The sequence below is a fragment of the Paenibacillus sp. MDMC362 genome, from assembly GCF_003269305.1.
In the GTDB taxonomy this organism is placed as follows: Bacteria; Bacillota; Bacilli; order Paenibacillales; family Paenibacillaceae; genus Paenibacillus_AQ.
The window spans coordinates 194,501-213,177 of the sequence record NZ_QLYT01000016.1; the positions used below are offsets into that span (position 1 = coordinate 194,501).

An 18,677-nucleotide genomic window follows, 5' to 3' on the forward strand; every position below is an offset into this window, starting at 1 on the left:
AAAATATAGACTGTTTCTTTCGTCTCTGCTATGATGTTGAATAAGGTCTCGAATAAAATAGCCATACGATGAATAGCCCTTGGACACCAGTCCAAGGGCTTTTGTGATAGCACCCGATTCATGCTCGTTATTGGTACTTTCCGCTATTCTTACGTGCCGCAGAAGGTTCGGTAAGGACGCGACAGCTCAGGCACGATAGCATATTCTGCTTGTTCCGGCGAATGCGCATATGGATCGGACAGCGCATGAAGCAGCTGCTCCATCACGCTGTAGTCCCCCTCCTGCTCCGCTGCTTCCAGCGCTTCCTCCACCCGATGGTTCCGGGGAATGACCGCAGGATTGCTGCTGCGCATTAATTGATGGGATTGCTCCTTCGATTCCTGCTGGCTGCCAAGTCTCGCCTGCCAGCGCTCATACCAGGAAGCCAATTCGGATGTGCCGTTTAGAGGCGTATCCTCCAGCTTGTCAAACGTTAACGCGCGGAAGGTATTGGTATAATCCGCCTGATGATTTTTCATCATCTTGAGGAGATCCTCGATCAGGGATTCGTCATCCTCCTCTTCATGGAAGATCCCAAGCTTGGCTCTCATGCCTGCAAGCCACTGCTCGTGATACAGATCGGTAAAGCTCCCAATCGCACCTTCGGCCAGCTTGACCGCCTGTTCCTCTTCTTCATGCAGCAGTGGCAGCAGGGATTCTGCCAATCTTGCGAGATTCCAAGCCGCAATATACGGCTGGTTCACATAGGCATAGCGGCCTTGTGAATCGATGCTGCTGAATACCGTATTCGGGTCAAAGGTATCCATGAAGGCACAAGGGCCATAATCAATCGTTTCGCCGCTGAGGGTCATATTATCGGTGTTCATCACCCCATGGATAAATCCGACGAGCTGCCACTTGGCGATTAGAGCGGCCTGACGCTTGATGACCTCCCGAAGCAGGATCAGATAACGGTTGGCACCGCCACCAACGTCAGCCTCCGGGTAATGCCGCCGCAGGGTGTAGTCCGCCAGAATCTGCAGATCCTCGGTTGTACCCGCTCCCCTTACGTATTGAAACGTGCCCACTCTCACATGACTCGAGGCGACGCGGGTCAGAACCGCACCCGGCAGATCCCTCTCACGAGTAACAGGCTGTCCGGTGGACACCACCGCCAGGCTGCGGGTAGTCGGAATCCCCAGCGCATGCATGGCTTCGCTGATGATATATTCGCGCAGCATCGGACCCAGAGCCGCCCGACCATCTCCTCCACGGGAGTATGGGGTTCGGCCCGAGCCTTTAAGCTGAATATCCATACGCTCATCCTGCGGCGTGATTTGTTCACCCAACAGGATCGCACGGCCGTCGCCCAGCATCGTAAAATAACCGAATTGGTGCCCGGCATAAGCCTGTGCGAGCGGCGATGCCCCCTCAGGTATCTCGTTGCCCGCGAGGATCGCTGCACCCTCTGGGCTCTTCAGCCCCTCGGCGTTTAAGCCCAGGGATGCCGCCAACGTCTCATTAAGGATTACCAGCTCCGGTGAGCGCACGGGCGTGGGATCTTGTTTGGTAAAAAAGGACTCCGGCAGCTTGGCATAACTGTTATCCAAATTCCAACCTATATCGATCATGGCTTTCTTATTGGTCATGGGATCTCCTTCTTCATGCAGTATGATGTTGACAGTATCTACTTATTATTTAAACACAAGTCGCTCTTTGTAGGGTTTACTGAAGGAAATTTATTATTCTGCTGGTTCAAAGGCCATATACTTTCTGATATCTTAAAAAAAATCGCTGTCGAGAATGCCTCGACAGCGATTTTGACCGTACCGATCCAGATATTAATCCCGATTCGCCAGCTTCGCCAGCAACCGGATAATTTCGATATACAACCATACGAGCGTAACCAACAAACCGAAAGAGCCGTACCATTCCATATATTTGGGTGCACCTTGCTGCGCTCCCTCTTCGATAAAGTTAAAATCGAGTATGAAGTTAAGGGCTGCAATAATGATGATGACAACCGAAATTCCGATGCCGATCGGAGTGCTGTCGTGCAAGTAAGGCACCGCCACACCGAACATGCCCAGAACGAAGCTAAACAGATATACAAGCGCAACGCCGATGGTTGCTGCAATTATACCCTTTTTGAAGCCTGCGGTTGCCCGGATCAGACCTGTTTTATAAGCGAGCAGCATACCGAGGAATATGCACATTGTCAGTAAAGCCGCTTGTAATGTAATTCCGTAATACAGATATTCATAATGAGCGGATAATGCCCCGAGGAAAAATCCCTCCACAATCGCATAGATCGGTGCCAAGTAAGGGGCTGCCTTCGGCACAAAGCTGATGATCAGCGCCAGAACAAAGCCGCCAATGGCTCCCCCGAGCATGAACGGGAATACATCATACCCGTTAAAGTACATAGCCCATGAAATGACCGCTGCCCCGATCAGCAGCGCGAGCAGCATGAACGATTTGTTCACCGTTCCGCCAATCGTCATCGTTTCCTGGCCGTTGTAATACCCACTCTTCTCAAATGTTTCTTCGTTTAGTGTCGGATTTCCACTGCGCCCTATCAATTAAATGCCTCCCTAACTTTCTTTTTTGTATCCATTTTAGCATAGGTTGGAATATTTTAGGATACGAAAAATATTGCATCATCCAAAGTGTTCTAAACATACATGGATCATCGGGAGAACTAATATAAACCCCATCTTTACATATCCAAAGAAAAAACATCCCCCATCCAGGAGATGCTTAATTCATTTTATGCTGATGTTATTGTTCCAAGCCGCCAACGAAAGCATCGAAATTGGCGGCAAGGCGAGTTGTTTTGTAATCATTGGCCTTGTCCACATGGATGACTTCGGGCTCACCGTCATTCCCGGATGAACGGTAGTCCAGCATCACGACCTCAGACTGGGAAGGACAATCACAAATGACCACACCAATCTCCGGGTATCCGCCATGTTCGATCATATAGCGGCTGCCCAGGCTTCCGCACAATGATTTTTTCTTCTCTCGTCCAATGCCCAAAATACCTGTGATTTCAATATAATCCTGCGCTTCATCTCCGATAGGGAACCTCCGGTTCCGGGGAATCCCGCCATTATGTAATTTCATTGCTTGAATATAAGATGCGGGAAGCTTGAAGACCAGTGCTTCCTCCACGGATTCAATCAATTCATCCGTAGGCGGAGCCGACACGTATTGATCTGCCTCAAGCGCGCCATCATCCCAGAAATTCAGCACATCCGGGTCCGTATAAGACACCGCAGTGGGCTCCTTAACAGGTTTCGAAGCCGTTTTGTTCCGAATCCATTCCAGAAACTCCAGCGTATCCTCATCGCCAGGATCCAGGTGATCGGCCACTTCAAACGCTCTCCGAGCATCTTCATACCGCTCCAAATAGTAATAAGCAAGGCCAATGCGGTAATGCCATAAGGGATCGTCCTTGCCCTCTTCCTGAATGGACAGAAATTGCTCAACCGCCTCTTCGTAACGTTCGAGATTGTTCAGCGCTCGGCCCAAATGGCTGATCAGCGCATAATCCCGCTCTTCCTCCGGGATCTCCGAAATCGCATCTACGATTTCTTCAAACTCGTCCTCTTCATGCCACTCTTCCAGCTGCTCCAAAAGCTCCTCACTCATCGTTCATGCCTCCCACTCTATTCATCCTTTCTGAAATTATACCATTCCAGCATAGCCCTCTCCAGCATGGAAGCCGGAGACCTGATCGAGTATATGACAACAAGCATGCACACCTGCGGTTTATTACGTTCAATGCAAATACAGAGGACACTATCGGTGTCCTCTGTATTTGTCGTTAAACTTTATTTGGATAGACCTAACATGTTCATCAGAACGTTTACGGCCTCTGCTCTCGTGGTTTGAGCGCTTGGATTGAACTCGTCTGCTCCTATTCCCTTAACAATACCAAGTTCCTTCAGCGCTTCAATAGAGCTTTTCGCCCAATCAGGAATTGCCTTGTCATCTGAAAAAGAGGTTGCTGGGATGTCCTTGGCGGATAGCTCGAGCGCATTCGCAATCATTGCCGCCATCTCAGCGCGCGTCATTTTTGCATTTGGACGGAAAGAGCCATCCTGATAGCCTTGAATAATGCCAGCCTGGACGGCCTGCGAAACTGCCTTCTTAGCCCAGTCACCGATCCATGCCGTATCTGTGAATATCAACTCCGCTCCAGCATCTGTCGACTTCAGCGCATTCATCAGCATGAGGGAAAATTCTGCACGCGTCACGGTGTTGCCCGGCTTGAACGTTTCATCCGGATATCCCGTCACGATACCCTCACGTACCGCTTCCTTAATGCTAACTTCGGCCCAATGTCCGGAAATATCGGTAAAGGAAATTTCCGTAGTCGGGTTTGTCGATTACGGGCATTCCGTTGGCTTTATTTACTACGAGTGCTGCATACTTCGTAAAATGATTGACCTCTACGGATATATAATTCGCCTGTATCATGCCGCCCTCGACATTCACCCATGCCTTTTTCACTTCATCAAAATAAAAGACGGCCGCTGTTTGATCGCTCTTTAAGCTAGCAGTGTCGTAAGCTAAAGTCAGCCTAATACCGCTTCCGAAAACGTGATTGTCACCAATGAAGTTTCGCCATCCTTTAGCGCCGTGTCGGCAATTACGATAGTAGCTGTTGGCCTCAGTGTATCGATTGCGTAATTGTTCGAATCGGTGGTACCCGTTCCCGTATTACCTGCCGCATTCTGTACTCCCGTGTTGTCGAGTGTAATGACATTGGTTGCATCTGTGATGCCGATGACTGGCGTCAACGTCGCCGTCCATGTGACCCCGCCATCGGACGAGCTCAAACCGCTCAATGTGCCATTCGCTACTGTCAGATCTGCTAGCGTAAAGCCACTCACCGCTTCCGAGAACGTGATCGTCACCTGTGAAGTCTCACCAATTTATAGCGCCGTATCGGCAACCACGATCGTGGATGCCGGAGACGATGCATAGACTACACCGGTCGGCTTGAGAAATAACAGCCCCGCTACAATAGATACGATTAGAGATAACAGCCCTATTTTCTTGCCAAAATACATAATATTCCTCCCCTAATGTGTGGTTTTGTTCCTTGATCTATCAAATGATGTACGTACCGGATATATCGCGGTTCACGCCATATTCCATAGGATGTGAACTACCAGTATCGACAAGATCTAATCGTCCTTCTAATTGTATATCGTCCATTTCTTTCAAAATAGTAACTCCTGCCATGAACATCGTCATTTTACATACCCATATCATTAAAATGATAGCTCCTATCGCTGTTAACGGAATATTCCCACGCTTAAAAACCAAAACACTGACATAATGCCGTCAGTCATCGCAGTTCATAATAGCTATAAAACCAACCATAACGGGTTATAGGAGGAAAATAAATGATGAGCACACACCCAACATTGCGAGGATTTGCGACCATCAGTTACTGGGCGGACGATATGGAAGCGGCAAAGGCTTGGTATTCGGATCTGCTGGGTATAACACCTTATTTCGAACGTTCGGGGCCCGATGGTCAACTGGCCTATGCCGAATTTCGGATTGGAGACTACCAGCACGAGCTGGGTCTCATCGATCGCCGTTTTGCCCCTTCACAACCAACGTCCAGCCCCGGCGGAGCGATCATGTACTGGCATGTCGATGATATAGAAGCCACACTCAGCCAATTAAAATCCATGGGTGCTGTAGAGTACGAACCTCTCGTACACCGGGGAGAAGGATTCATCACGGCTTCCGTCACGGATCCATTCGGCAACGTGCTGGGAATTATGTACAATGCTCATTATTTAGAGATCGTGAATTCACGAAGCCGGGGGTGACCCAGAAACATGGAAGTCGATAAGACGGTACATGTGCAGACTCGGCATGATGAGCTGAAGTGGTTAAGCGATCGTCACCGTGCTGAAAATCATTGTTGGTCGATCAAACGAATCCTTCCGTAAATTATCTGGATTTGGTTGAGGAAGCCTTATGTTTTGGCTGGACTGGTCAGAGCTCAATAAAGAGCGTGTCCGACGGTTAGATCAAGCAGGCTTCCTAACGGAAGCAGGAAAGAAAGTAGTGCCCGATATAAGGACCGAATCTTTTATACGTTGTGTATTCATCAACCGAATTACGGTTATAGTTATCTAAGGGCTTTTTCGTTCATGAATGTACCGATCCATATCATTGGATCCAGGTTATAATGGATGAGTATATGATAGATGTACGGTGGAAGTCTGTATATATAGATATTCGAATATAACGTAGAAGAGGTTAAAGATGAGTGAGAAGCATTTTACAGATTATCCTTTAAGTGAAGAGATTGTGAGAGCGCTCCATAGCTTGGGCTATAAGACACCCACAGAGGTTCAGACAAAAGTCATTCCTGTTTTGCTTAAGAAGAAGGATCTTGTTGTTAAATCGCAAACCGGCAGCGGCAAAACAGCTGCGTATGGAATTCCGCTCTGCGAGCTAGTGGATTGGAACGAGAATAAGCCGCAGGCATTAATCTTAGCGCCAACCCGCGAACTTGCGTTACAAGTCAACGAAGACATTACGAATATCGGGCGCTTTAAGCGGATTAAGGCGACCCCTCTTTTTGGGAAGCATCCTTTTCATATCCAAAAAGCCGAGTTAAAACAAAGAACGCATATCGTTGTAGGTACACCTGGGCGTGTGCTGGACCATATTGAACGCGGCACGCTATCGCTAGAGCGGATGGCCTATCTCGTTATTGATGAAGCCGATGAGATGCTGAATATGGGCTTTATTGAGCAAGTTCAGTCGATCATTCAAGCCCTGCCTCGTGACAGGGTTACCTTGTTATTCTCCGCTACGTTTCCTGAGGATGTGACCAAGCTGGCACGCAAATATATGGACAATCCTGCCCAAATAGAGATCGAGGCGAGCGGTATTACGACGGCAACGATTGAACACGCTCTTATTCAGGTGAAGGAGGCGGACAAGCTAGCATTGCTTCAGGATCTACTCATTGTTGAGAGTCCTGACAGCTGCATTGTTTTCTGCCGTACACAGGAGCATGTGGACAACCTATTCAGAGAAATGGCTAATCTCGGTTACTCATGTGATCGTATTCATGGTGGGATGGAGCAGGAACAGCGATTCGAGGTCATGCATGCGTTCAGAAGAGGACAATTCCGTTACTTGATTGCGACCGATGTAGCCGCCAGGGGTATCGATATCTCGAATATTACCCATGTTATCAATTACGATATTCCACTTGAAAAAGAAAGCTATGTTCATCGGACGGGACGTACAGGTCGTGCAGGCAAGACGGGTAAAGCGATTACCCTCGTCACGCCGAAGGATCTCAAACGATTAGCCGAGATTGAGATGTATATTGGATTCGCGATTCCGAAAATAAAAGCTCCCTCCGAACAGGAAGTGGATCGCCATAGAGAAGATTTTGAACGGAAACTAAAATTTAAGCCCGAACCGAAAAAAGATAAGCGCGAGCAATTAAACAAGCAAATTATGAAGCTTAACTTCAATGGCGGCAAGAAGAAAAAGCTAAGAGCCGTAGACTTTGTTGGGACGATTGCTAAGCTTGACGGGGTAACTGCAGACGATATCGGGATTATTACGATCCTCGATTTTGTGACCGATGTTGAGATTCTGAACGGCAAAGGACCGCTTGTGCTTGAAATGATGCAGAACACGACGGTCAAAGGCAAACTGCTAAAGGTGCGCAAAGGGAATAAATAAAAAGTTGAATTTGTCCTAACAAGGGTGATCTTAACATTGTGCTGAGGTCACCCTTCTGTATTGGACTCGTATAAAATCCCTAAAATAAGGAGCAGTGATAAGCTGCTCCCCTTCTATTAATCTTAATTAACTCGAATCAAACAACATACTCCGCCATAATCTGCTCAATATCGAATGGAGTAACCCCCTGTTCCACCGAAAAGATCGTTTCCGCCTGATCCGCTGTATCTACCGACTCTCCTCTTGCCTTCGCATGCAGCATGAAAAGATCGTACAGATCGGGCTTCCGTAGGGCTGTCATGGCTTTCCCCATCAAAACCATCCCCTTCTGATTCCCCTGTGCCAGTCGTGATCATACCCCCTTATCATGCTTCATTAATGAGGCTGCCACGAATCCCGCATTCTCCTTGAATGGAATCTCGGGAGGAAGGATGGCATCCAGTTCAACGGGATTTGCATGCTCGATAACGGCCTCAATATCCTCTTTATCTGTTTGGGAGATGGAGCCTTTAGCCTGGATAAGCTGACGAATCATGTCATAAAAATCGGTTTTGCTCCCCCGTTCAATGACTTTCAGTTTGACTTCGTCCTGCAGCGGAGGCCTCTCCTCAAGCCCATACTCAGGCATATCCCATGTAAGATAATGATAGATGGCATTCAGATAAAGCTCGGCATCTTCCTCATCCATCAGCTGTTTCGGGAAAGCAGGATACATCGGCTCATATTTCACATGCGCACCTACCAGCACCCTTAAATCGTCAATTAGTGGTTGATAAAACGCTTCAAACTGCTCCTTGGATAAGGTACGAACAGCATGTAATAGTGGATATGAGAATGCAAATCCAAGGTGTTCGATGTTGTTTATGGCGGTTGCCAAATAAGCCTTCGACAGCCGATCCGGCCCTTGGCCTTCATTTACAATCAACTTGTTCGCTCTTCGCGAATAAATGGCATTCATCATCATAAAAGAGTCCAGGAGAGCCATATCCCTAGATAACCTGGACGCCCCCTCTCTTGAATAGAACTCCTTCAGGAAAGCAAGAACCCCATCTCACACCACCGTTCGCCTTCCCTACATTTATGACACGTGTCATACGGATCTCTTTACAGGTGTGAATGTTGCGCCGGACGGATCGTTCCTACAATAAAGTGACAAGAGAACTTAGAAGAAAGAAGGAATGGGAGATGAAAACACAAAAGGACAGAATCCGCCTGCTGGACATTTTACGGGGTTTCGCGATCCTGGGAACGCTTGGGACGAATATTTGGATCTTCGCGCATGCGGGGGACCTCAGCTACATTACAACCTTTGATCATTCCGGTTGGTGGGGAGCGAATGACTTACTTCGCATGATCGTCTTATTCCTGGTGAACGGAAAACTGCTCGGACTGCTGACCATCATGTTCGGCGTCGGTCTGGAAATGAAGTATCGGCAGGCCAAGCGCAAGGGAAAGCCATGGCCGGGCGTTTATTTGTGGGCCGTCCTGTTCCTGGTCCTCGAAGGCCTGCTGCATTTTATATTGGTCATGGAGTATGACATCTTAATGAGCTATGGAGTAACCGCCATCATTGCAGCTTTCATCGTAAAGGGCGGCGACCGGCTCATCGCACGTACGATGAACGTAATCGGAAGCGTCTTCGCTATTGCGATTCTGGCCCTCGCGGGACTGATGCTGGCGAGCGGCGCAAGCGTATCGTTGGGCAGCTTTGACGATGTTGTTGCCCTTTATCAGGAAGGAACCTGGATGGAGCAAGTCCAATATCGGCTGGCGAACTTCCTTCCGCTGCGAATGGAAGCCATCCTCGTGATACCGACCAACGTGTTTTTGTTCCTGCTCGGGATTCGCTTCATGCGCTCAGGCGTATTCTCCCCGGACGAGAACGGCAAAAGGCTGCGGAAAAGGCTATTTAGGCTGGGGATCTATGTAGGCGTACCGCTCAACCTGCTTATTTTTGTGCCTGGCGGCGCTTTCGATCTGCCGGTGCGCTATTTATTCGCCCCGCTGATGTCCATGGGGTATATAGCAATTTTGGCGAGAATGATACAATATACGAAGTTGGAGTGGCTGTGGCGCCTTCTGGAGAATGCTGGAAAAATGTCGCTGAGCTGTTACGTGCTCCAAAACATCATGGCATCCGCCGTATTCTACGGCTGGGGCTTGGGCCTTGCCGGCAAGCTGAATTCGGCCGCCATTATCGCCGTCTGGCTGGTAATCTCCGCGTTTCAGCTGGGCATGGCATCCCTGTGGCTTCGCGGCTTCAAGCTGGGACCCATGGAAACCGTCCGTAAACAGGCGGTAGGTTTCTTCGAATCAAGATAGCCGGATTGGAGGCTAGTATGTTCTATAAGCTGTATCCGAGGGATCAGATTAAACGTTATTTGCTCATCGATGTCGTATTGACCGTATTCTTATGCTACCAGGTGTTTCGTTCGGATACGGCGCTGGGACTGTGGGGCAGCCTCTTGCTGCTCCTGCTGTTCCTTGTTTCGTTCTATATCGCGCTGTGGCGCCGGGACGGCTGGCTGCTCGCTGCCGTGCTGACAGGCCTGTTCGCCATTGGCATGCTCGCGGTATATACGGGGCCGAGCACCCTGATGTTCGGGATTATTTTTGCCGACTTGCTGGGCCGGTCCAAGTTCAAGGGGCACATCGCCATCGGCAGCGGGGCCATTGCCCTATCATTCCTGCTGGTGTTCGTATTCCGGAAGGAACCGCTGCTCGAAACGTCCAATGCCATTTACCTTCCGATCATGATCATTCAATCGATATATCCGATCGTCATCTACATTAAGGAGAAAGCGAAAAGCCTGCAAGGGGAACTGGACGAAGCCAACGAGCAGATTGCAAAGTATATCCAGCAGGAGGAGCGGCAGCGAATCGCCAGGGATCTCCACGATACCTTGGGGCAGACGCTCATGATGATCAAAATGAAGAGCGAGCTAGCAACGAAATGGGTGGATAAGGATGCTGCCCAAGCCAAGCGGGAGCTAAGCGAGATTCTCGATACCACCCGAAAGGCCCTGAAGCAAGTAAGGGAGCTGGTATCCGATATGAAATTCATCTCGCTGGCAAGCGAGCTGGAGCATTCGGCCAAACTGCTGCATACAGCAGGAATTTCGCTGAGCATCGAGAATTCGGAGAAGCTCCCGCTGTTATCCAGCGTGGAGGAAACGATGCTTGCGCTCTGCGTCCGGGAAGCCATGACCAATATCATCAAGCATAGCCATGCCAAGCGGTGCACGATCAGACTGGAAACGAAGGACCATGCTTTCGGAATCCATATCGCGGATGACGGCGTGGGGCTGGCGGGGAACGGCGACGGAAATGGCATCCCGTCGATCATGGAGCGGATGAAGACGCTTGGCGGCTCTTTCGCCATCGCCCCATCGCCTGAGGGAGGCACCAGGGTATCCTTGAATCTCCCGCTTCGCCGGCATGAAAAGGAGGACGCTTCATGATTCGAATCGTTATTGCGGAAGATCAGAAAATGCTTCGCGGTGCATTCGCCTCATTGCTTCATTTCGAAGATGACATCGAGGTCGTTGCCGAGGTGCCGGACGGGCAGCGAGCCTGGGACGCGATCCTGCAGCATCAGCCGGACGTGTGCCTGCTCGACATCGAGATGCCTCATATCAGCGGCCTGGAATTGGCCGAGTCCATACGTCAAGCAGGTCTGCCCTGCAAAATCATAATCGTTACGACCTTTGCGCGCCCGGGTTATTTGCAAAAAGCAATGGACGCTCAAGTAGAGGGATATCTGTTAAAGGATGAGCCGATCGATTTCTTGATCGAAGCCATTCGGCGGGTCATGAAGGGCGAGCGGGTTGTGAGCACCGATCTGGCGGCCGCGCTCTTCATGAAGGAGGAGAATCCGCTCAGCGAACGGGAAATCGAAATGCTTCGCTTAACCAAGGAAGGCATGACCACCAGCGACATCAGCAAAGCCCTGTTCCTGACGAGAGGCACCGTTCGCAACTACCTCTCCTCCGCCATACAGAAGCTGGAGGCCGATTCCCGGCAGCAGGCCGTGGCGATCGCCGAGGATAACGGGTGGCTGTAAACATCCTCGGACTCATGCAGCTTCTTTACGATGTGAAGGAAATGAACGCTTTGTCCCAATCGGTAACCAGCATTCCCTGGCAGCGGTTGACGACCGCCTATGGAAGAGGAACGGAGATTCCACGGCTCATGGAGACCGGGCAGTATGAGGAATTAGCCAACCTGATCGAGCACCAAGGCACGATATGGTGCGAAAAGCCCGAAAGTGTACATTTTTTAGTTGCTGAAACAACGCAGCCTCATTAGCTGCGTTGTTTTTTAAAGAGTACAAGGCAATGCGAGTCTATGTCCCAATCTATCCATGTTCCCCGACCGGGTAAGCATAGAAAATATAACGCTCCGGCGCATTGCCCACAAAGCGAAACGGATAGCAGGTCGAAATGACCAGCACCTCGGTACCCATAGAACGAATAACCGATGTATCGTCTTTATCTACAATATCCGTACTTTTAATCTCATATTCAAAGGTACCATAAGGCAGCTTTACGATAAAATGATCCCCTACCGAAAGCTTATCGAAATCCCGAAAAACGGTGTCCCGATGCCCGGACAGCAAAATCTGCTCGTTATCCATCGGAAAAGCGGTACCGCTGTAATGCCCGACGCCTCTCTCGAGCATCTCTTCATCCGTGCCCTCGATGATCGGAAGTTCTGCTTCCAGCTTCGGGATTTGAAGCATTCCGATCACATCGTTTGGTTTCGGATCGAACTTGGATTTGTCGATCACTTGATCGTGATAGGATATAGGATCCGCACGCCGTTCATTCGAAGCATCTATTGTGTTTGACTGGCGAATCAGTTCGTTTGCTTCCGCCATAGCTTCCTTCAAGTTTGCCTGGTGTTCGACATACTGAATGACAGCGAAAGTCACGATCCCCATACCTGCGAGCAGCAAGAGCGCACCTACTATTCTTCGTATGTTCTCTCCCTCCAGTCTGCGTTAATATCTCAATTGATGACTGCCGGATGAAACAACCGGATGAAACAAATAGCCAACAAGAGTTTGATTATCCTCTATATTTTTACAAGGATATCTTACTGTTTCTTATCTATAAAATCCAGCGAAGGCCATACTTCTGCAGCATAATAAGCCAAAAGTAATATATCCCCCTAGCAGTATCCCCCTCTCTGTATTAAGGATTTGCTCACCTGAATCTATATTAGATTGGGGCTTCGTCCAGTCGCTAACCCCCACTGGAAACGTCATTCCAGCGTTATCCAATGAAGCCATCCGGTGACCAACATCCCTATACAGACTACCTATTTTACACGGCAACTTTGTAGTTATTTGTCGAATCATGGTATGGGCCAAACGTCCATTCTCCGCTGGTTATATATGGTGCCACGGGAATATTGTCGATAAATGGTAGCTAGCTTATACTTGACGGTAAATTGTATAAATTTGGAGGTGAAAAGGAGTGGGCCGGAAACAGGAGATAAGCATATCGCACTAAGGCTCCGGCGATCCAAAAACATAATGATTGGAGGGAGACAAAATTGCATTCTACCCGCTCGGCAAGAAAAACCGTATTGAAACGGATTTTCATTCAATTTTCCATCTTATTAGTTATTCTTGGCGGGTTACAGCCTGTAATGACAGTACCTGTGGAGGCTGCAGGAGCCGAAAACACGGAATCTAATGATGCCGCATGGACGGCTACTTCCGGTATTACTCCTCTAGCCACGTGCCCTGCACCAGTAGCACTGATCAATGGCAGTTTTGAGGAGCCGGTGTATGCGGCTAACGATCCAAGATTCTCGACCGGCCCAGGCTATTTTTCGGTCCAAGGTCAATACGTGCCAGGCTGGAAGACAACAGATTCAACGGGACTGTTTGAAATTTTTAATAAGGACTTAATGGATAAAATCCAGCCCGGTTCTACTGAAGATGGGCAAGGCCTTAAGAATGCTGTGCCTCATGGGCAGCAAATGGCGGAGTTGAACAGTCGAGAGCCTGCTCAATTATATCAGGATGTTAAAACCACCCCAGGGCAAACGATTTACTGGCGGGTGGCACATAAGGGCAGATTCGGCGTGGATACAATGGCTGTTAAGATCGGCTCAGCTGATGTGAATCCGAAGGTTCTTCCGATTGTCGACCAACTAACGACGGGTAAGGACGCTTGGAAATATTATACCGGTACCTACGTCGTTCCGACCGGCCAAACGATGACACGCTTTGGATTCGAAGCCGTCTCATCCACTGGCGGCAACCCGGCAGCAGGTAACTTCATCGATGATATTTTCCTCGGAACAGAGCCTTGCGTCATTGCAGATAAAACAGTATCTCCACAGGGAGAGGCATCTGCCGGTCAAGAATTAACGTACGAAGTAACGGTCAAAAACAATGGCGGCGACGCCGCAGCAAATGTAATTTTTGAAGACAGCATTCCTGTTGGAACTGAATTGGTTCTAGGCTCTATTGTGGTGGACGGCAAACCGGTCAACGATTCTCACTATGATAGCAGCAGCGACATGATCGTGATCGATTTGGGTGAGGTGCAAAATGACACCCAATTGCCTCAAGGGAAAACCATTCAATTCAAAGTGAAGATACTATCCGGTTATGGGGGCATCGTCACAAAGAATCAGGCCATTATTAAATACGACAACCTCTTGACAAACAAATCAGAAGAAGTAGCTACAAATGAAGTGAGCACGTCAATAGTCGGCGAAGCCAATGTGTGCCCGGCTCCAGTAGCGATGATTAACGGCAGTTTTGAACAAGGCGCTGTCAAAGGATCTGCTGTTAATACGTCCGGGCTTTACTATTATGAATCCGAAGTACCTGGATGGAAGACCACGGACGATGCTAACGGTTATCCGGTCATTGAGCTATGGGACTGGGCACGAAATAATCCTTCGGTTGTAAAGAACTGGCCAGATCCCCCTGATGGCGGGAAATGGGCAGAACTCAATGCTTTCGAAAACGGGATGCTGTATCAGGATGTGAAGACAACCCCTGGACAAACCATATATTGGCGCCTATCCCATATGGGGCGGAATGGGGTTGACACGATGCAGCTTCGTATTGGGGCAGCAACGGCTAACCCGTACGACACCAAAGTCCAAGATCAAATGACGGATGGCAACAAAGCATGGGGAACCTATACAGGCACGTATACAGTTCCTGCTGGTCAAAAGGTCACTCGCTTCGGCTTTGAGGCGGTGAGCTCAGCAAGCGCGAGCATTGGTGCAGGAAACTTCATCGATGACATCTTTCTTGGAACGGCACCGTGTGTGACGGCCAACAAGACCGCATCTCCACAAGAAGTGAATGCGGGTGATGAAGTAACCTATGCGATTCAGATCAAGAACGAAGGCGGAGACATCGCTGCCGATGCAAGCGTAACGGATTTGATTCCGGCAGGAACGGAGTACGTCTCTGGTTCTATGAAATTAACCCAAGGCTCGACCACCAAGGACCTGACGGATGCGGACGATACCGACGAAGGTCGCTTTGACGGCAGCCAGGTCAGCATTCAGCTTGGCGACTTGGCCAATACGAGCCAATTGGCAGATGGCGTGACCGTGCAATTTAAAGTCAAGGTGTTAGCGAGCGCCGCCAATCAGCAAATTAAGAATAAAGCTCAAATCAGTTACAACAACTTATTAACAGGCAATACGGAACAAAAGGAAACGAACGAAACCACCACACCGGTCCGTTTCAATCCTCCTGTTCTGGAATCCAACAAAAAGGCTGTCCTTCAGACCAAGGCGGCTGGAAACACGGACCCTGACCATCCTGAACCGGGCGATACGCTTCGGTACTCGATTCAGGCACGGAATACGGCCCTTAACAGCTTCGTCAGCAGTTTGGTCATCTCCGACGATCTGCCGGCTGGACTGCAATATGTACCGGGCAGCTTGAAGGTAGACGACGTCTCCGTCACGGATGACGAGAGCGATCAAGACGGTGGTTTTTACACCGATGGTCAAGTGATCGGCCTGTTCGGGGACATCACGGATACCGAGTGGCACACGCTTGAATTCGAAGCGGTCATCGCGACCGGGCAAGCCGGCAAGAATATTCGCAATACCGCCGTCGCCGGCGGCGAGAATGTAAGCACGCCGAGCAATGCCGAGGAAGTCGTTCAGGTCTATCCGCGCCATCCGGTTGTAGAATCGGAGAAGTTCGCAGAAAATCTGGATGCGGGCAAAACCCATTTTGAAGTCGGGGATACGGTTGTCTACACCATTCGGACAAGAACGGTGACGGACGACGCTTATATCTCGAATTTGAAAATTACGGATACGCTGCCGGCAGGACTGAAATACGTACCAGGTTCCTTAAAAGTGGATGGCAAAACCGCCACCGATGAGGAAAGCGACGATAACGGTCACTATGTCACCGGGGATGTATACGGTGTAACCGGCGCGGTGTACGGCGGATTCGGCGACATCTGGGATAAGGAGTGGCATGAGCTTCAATTCCATGCGACGATCCAAACCGGACAAGCCGGCAAGGATATTCGAAATATTGCCGACGTCAGCGGCGACAATTTCGACGAGCCAAGTAGGCCGGAAGAAGAAGTCAAGGTCTACCCGCGGAACCCGGTCATCGTATCGGAGAAGTCTGCAACAAACCTTGAAGCGGGCAAGCAAACATTCGAAGTGGGCGATACCGCTATCTATTCGATACGGACAAGAACGGTAATAGGCGATACGTATATGGCCAACCTGATGATATCCGATACGCTACCGGCCGGTCTGGAATATATTCCGGGCAGCTTGAAGGTCGACGGCGTTTCGGTAACCGATGACAAGGATAGCGACAAAGGACATTATGCTTCAGGTCAGGTCGTCGGTAATGTCGGGGATGTATGGGATACGAAATGGCATACGCTCGAGTTCCGGGCGAAGATCGTATCAAACGCAGGGGAATCGATCCGAAATACCGGAGAGATTACCGGGGACAACATCGATCAGCCGAGCCGGCCAACGAATGAAATTGTGGTTGAGGAAGGCGATACGCCGCCGGTGAACCCACCGGTAGATCCGCCAATCGATCCGCCAGTCAATCCGCCGGTAGATCCGGATCCACCAGTTACACCGCCTGTAACACCACCGACTCCGCCTTCCCCAGTCATCGAGTCACGGAAGACGTCGCGTGATCTAAGTGGCGGCAGCATCGCGGGAGGCGACACGCTGGAGTATACGATCTCGGCACGGAATACCGTTGCCGGCAGCTATGTGTCGAACCTTGTGATTGCCGACAGCCTGCCGGAAGGGCTCGCGTATGTAGCAGGCAGCCTGGAGGTGGACGGCGTTTCCGTAACCGATAACGCTGATGGCGACAAAGGTCAATACGTTAACGGCAAAGTTAGCGGTAACTTTGGCCGGATTACGGATACCGAATGGCATACGATCGCGTTCCAGGCAGCCGTCAAGGCGGGACAAGCCGGCAAATCGATCGTAAACATCGGTGAAGTCACGGGTGATAACGTAACAAGTCCGGAGAAGCCATCGAATGTCATCGAAGTGACGGACAACGAGAACAGTGGCGGAAATCCTACGAACCCGGGTGGAACGGGAGATTCCGACGGCGATTCGAATGAAGACCCGAACGGAAACACGAACGAAGACACGGATGAAGATTCCAACGGGAACCCGGATGAAGACTCGAATGGAGATTCCGACGGGGATTCGAATACCGGGGCACAAACACCGGAAGATCATGACGATTCAACATTAGGCGCATCGGATTCGACTCCACGAGATCCGGCTGAGTCCGGAGATCAGGCAGCGAACGAGCCTGACGGAAATAAATTACCGAACACGGCTACGAATATGTACAGCTACATGTTAGCGGGATGCATCCTCCTGCTTGCAGGCTTGCTACTGCTAAGAAAAAGAAAAGTATAGACGAATAATAGCTGTTCAACCAGCATTTACGCGGAATCGAGAGTAAGCTTCTGGCTGGTCCCACTAAGGACTATCCGGAAGTGAAGTATCCGAGCTCGTTTTTCAAGGAGATTAAATCCATAAGTATGAGTCAATGACCCGCATGAGGCACTTTGGAATAAGTGATCTCTTGCGGGCCATTTTTATTCACCCTTCCGCGCTATGTCCAGTTTTTGTCTATTTGCCTCATTTATAATAAGAATCGATTTTTAATTATTTAGGAGGTAATTTATGAACGCGTCATTCAAAAAGTACGCTGCCGAGTTCATTGGAACTTTGGTGCTTGTTCTGTTCGGCTGCGGAAGTGCCGCTACGGCGGGAGGAGAGCTCGGCCATTTGGGCATTGCATTGGCATTCGGACTATCTATCGTAGCGATGGCCTACGTCATCGGTCCGATTTCGGGATGTCATATCAATCCGGCGGTTTCGCTTGCCATGCTTATTAAACGTAAGCTAACCGGTACCGACTTCATCGGGTACGTTGTTTCGCAGATCGCCGGTGCCATTGCGGGCGCTGCTATTCTGTACGCCATCATCGTCTCCGCGGGTATGCCCGCAACGGGGCTCGGTCAGAATGGTTTCGGCCCTGGGTATGGAATCGGGATTTCAACCACTATGGCATTCGTTGTCGAAATCATTTTAACCTTCGTATTTATTTATACGATCCTGGGCGTAACCTCTACGGAGAGCAACGGAAACGTAACCGGCCTTGTGATCGGACTGACACTCGCTTTCGTACATATTTTAGGTATAGCCTTAACGGGAACATCCGTTAACCCTGCAAGAAGCCTGGGCCCGGCCCTTCTGCTTGGCGGGCAGGCCTTATCCCAGGTGTGGGTGTTTCTTATCGCCCCGCTCGTCGGCTCAGCGCTGGCCGTTGCCGTATACCAGCTGCTGAATAGTAAACCTAAGGGGAAACAAGCGTAACATATTCCCTATAAAGGACGCCTTCATCTTCATGCGTTTCCAATTCCAAAAAGTCGGAG

17 protein-coding genes are annotated in these 18,677 nt (G+C 49.8%); 8 read left to right on the plus strand and 9 right to left on the minus strand.

Translation table 11 applies throughout. The features are described 5' to 3' along the window. Nucleotides 1-149 precede the first annotated feature (149 nt). The 6 genes from DP091_RS08625 to DP091_RS31560 form a co-directional block, all read right to left on the minus strand. Entirely contained in the window at nt 150-1,628 is a 1,479-nt protein-coding gene (locus DP091_RS08625) for a protein adenylyltransferase SelO (RefSeq protein ID WP_113057941.1), read from the minus strand. 192 nt (nt 1,629-1,820) lie between these two features. Beyond that, nucleotides 1,821-2,561, minus strand: a complete 741-nt coding sequence (locus tag DP091_RS08630; protein WP_113057942.1) for a Bax inhibitor-1/YccA family protein — start codon at nt 2,559-2,561, stop codon at nt 1,821-1,823. Between the two features lie 199 nt (nt 2,562-2,760). Next, nucleotides 2,761-3,633, minus strand: a complete 873-nt coding sequence (locus tag DP091_RS08635; RefSeq protein WP_113057943.1) for an SMI1/KNR4 family protein — start codon at nt 3,631-3,633, stop codon at nt 2,761-2,763. 182 nt (nt 3,634-3,815) lie between these two features. Next, nucleotides 3,816-4,352: an S-layer homology domain-containing protein gene (locus tag DP091_RS08640; RefSeq protein WP_306438101.1), complete on the minus strand. Its 537-nt coding sequence runs from the start codon at nt 4,350-4,352 to the stop codon at nt 3,816-3,818. 210 nt (nt 4,353-4,562) lie between these two features. Next, nucleotides 4,563-4,922, minus strand: coding sequence for an Ig-like domain-containing protein (locus DP091_RS08645; RefSeq protein WP_258394448.1), 360 nt, complete (start codon nt 4,920-4,922; stop codon nt 4,563-4,565). Beyond that, nucleotides 4,923-5,060, minus strand: a complete 138-nt coding sequence (locus DP091_RS31560) for a hypothetical protein (protein ID WP_220091163.1) — start codon at nt 5,058-5,060, stop codon at nt 4,923-4,925. Between the two features lie 342 nt (nt 5,061-5,402). On the opposite strand from DP091_RS31560, the gene DP091_RS08650 reads away from it, so the two are divergent. Beyond that, nucleotides 5,403-5,837: a VOC family protein gene (locus tag DP091_RS08650; protein ID WP_113058002.1), complete on the plus strand. Its 435-nt coding sequence runs from the start codon at nt 5,403-5,405 to the stop codon at nt 5,835-5,837. 442 nt (nt 5,838-6,279) lie between these two features. Beyond that, nucleotides 6,280-7,725, plus strand: coding sequence for a DEAD/DEAH box helicase (locus DP091_RS08655; protein WP_113057945.1), 1,446 nt, complete (start codon nt 6,280-6,282; stop codon nt 7,723-7,725). A 136-nt stretch (nt 7,726-7,861) separates the two neighbouring features. On the opposite strand, the gene DP091_RS31290 is transcribed toward DP091_RS08655, so the two are convergent. Continuing rightward, nucleotides 7,862-8,038: a hypothetical protein gene (locus DP091_RS31290; RefSeq protein WP_181469753.1), complete on the minus strand. Its 177-nt coding sequence runs from the start codon at nt 8,036-8,038 to the stop codon at nt 7,862-7,864. A 39-nt stretch (nt 8,039-8,077) separates the two neighbouring features. Continuing rightward, nucleotides 8,078-8,650, minus strand: coding sequence for a hypothetical protein (locus DP091_RS08660; RefSeq protein ID WP_181469754.1), 573 nt, complete (start codon nt 8,648-8,650; stop codon nt 8,078-8,080). Nucleotides 8,651-8,910: 260 nt separating this feature from the next. Here DP091_RS08660 and DP091_RS08665 point away from each other — a divergent pair, with 260 nt between their 5' ends. From DP091_RS08665 to DP091_RS08680, 4 genes are read left to right on the plus strand one after another with little or no spacing between them, the layout of a single operon-like run. Further along, nucleotides 8,911-10,047, plus strand: coding sequence for a DUF418 domain-containing protein (locus DP091_RS08665; RefSeq protein WP_113057946.1), 1,137 nt, complete (start codon nt 8,911-8,913; stop codon nt 10,045-10,047). A gap of 17 nt (nt 10,048-10,064) precedes the next feature. After that, a complete protein-coding gene (locus DP091_RS08670) occupies nt 10,065-11,186 on the plus strand; it encodes a sensor histidine kinase (RefSeq protein ID WP_113057947.1) in 1,122 nt (373 codons plus the stop codon). Then, nucleotides 11,183-11,788 (plus strand): response regulator transcription factor, encoded by a 606-nt coding sequence (locus tag DP091_RS08675; protein WP_113057948.1) that lies wholly within the window; start codon nt 11,183-11,185, stop codon nt 11,786-11,788. The genes DP091_RS08670 and DP091_RS08675 overlap by 4 nt, the downstream gene beginning before the upstream one ends. Then, on the plus strand, nt 11,779-12,033 hold the full coding sequence (locus DP091_RS08680; RefSeq protein ID WP_113057949.1) for a hypothetical protein: 255 nt from the start codon (nt 11,779-11,781) through the stop codon (nt 12,031-12,033). The genes DP091_RS08675 and DP091_RS08680 overlap by 10 nt, the downstream gene beginning before the upstream one ends. A gap of 49 nt (nt 12,034-12,082) precedes the next feature. Here the strand turns inward: DP091_RS08680 and DP091_RS08685 are convergent, their stop codons facing one another. Continuing rightward, nucleotides 12,083-12,682 carry a class D sortase gene (locus DP091_RS08685; RefSeq protein WP_306438100.1) on the minus strand — a complete coding sequence of 200 codons (600 nt, stop codon included), beginning with the start codon at nt 12,680-12,682 and terminating at the stop codon, nt 12,083-12,085. Between the two features lie 602 nt (nt 12,683-13,284). On the opposite strand from DP091_RS08685, the gene DP091_RS08690 reads away from it, so the two are divergent. Then, nucleotides 13,285-17,652 (plus strand): isopeptide-forming domain-containing fimbrial protein, encoded by a 4,368-nt coding sequence (locus tag DP091_RS08690; protein WP_113057951.1) that lies wholly within the window; start codon nt 13,285-13,287, stop codon nt 17,650-17,652. A 270-nt stretch (nt 17,653-17,922) separates the two neighbouring features. Then, entirely contained in the window at nt 17,923-18,618 is a 696-nt protein-coding gene (locus DP091_RS08695) for an MIP/aquaporin family protein (protein WP_113057952.1), read from the plus strand. Nucleotides 18,619-18,677 lie beyond the last annotated feature (59 nt).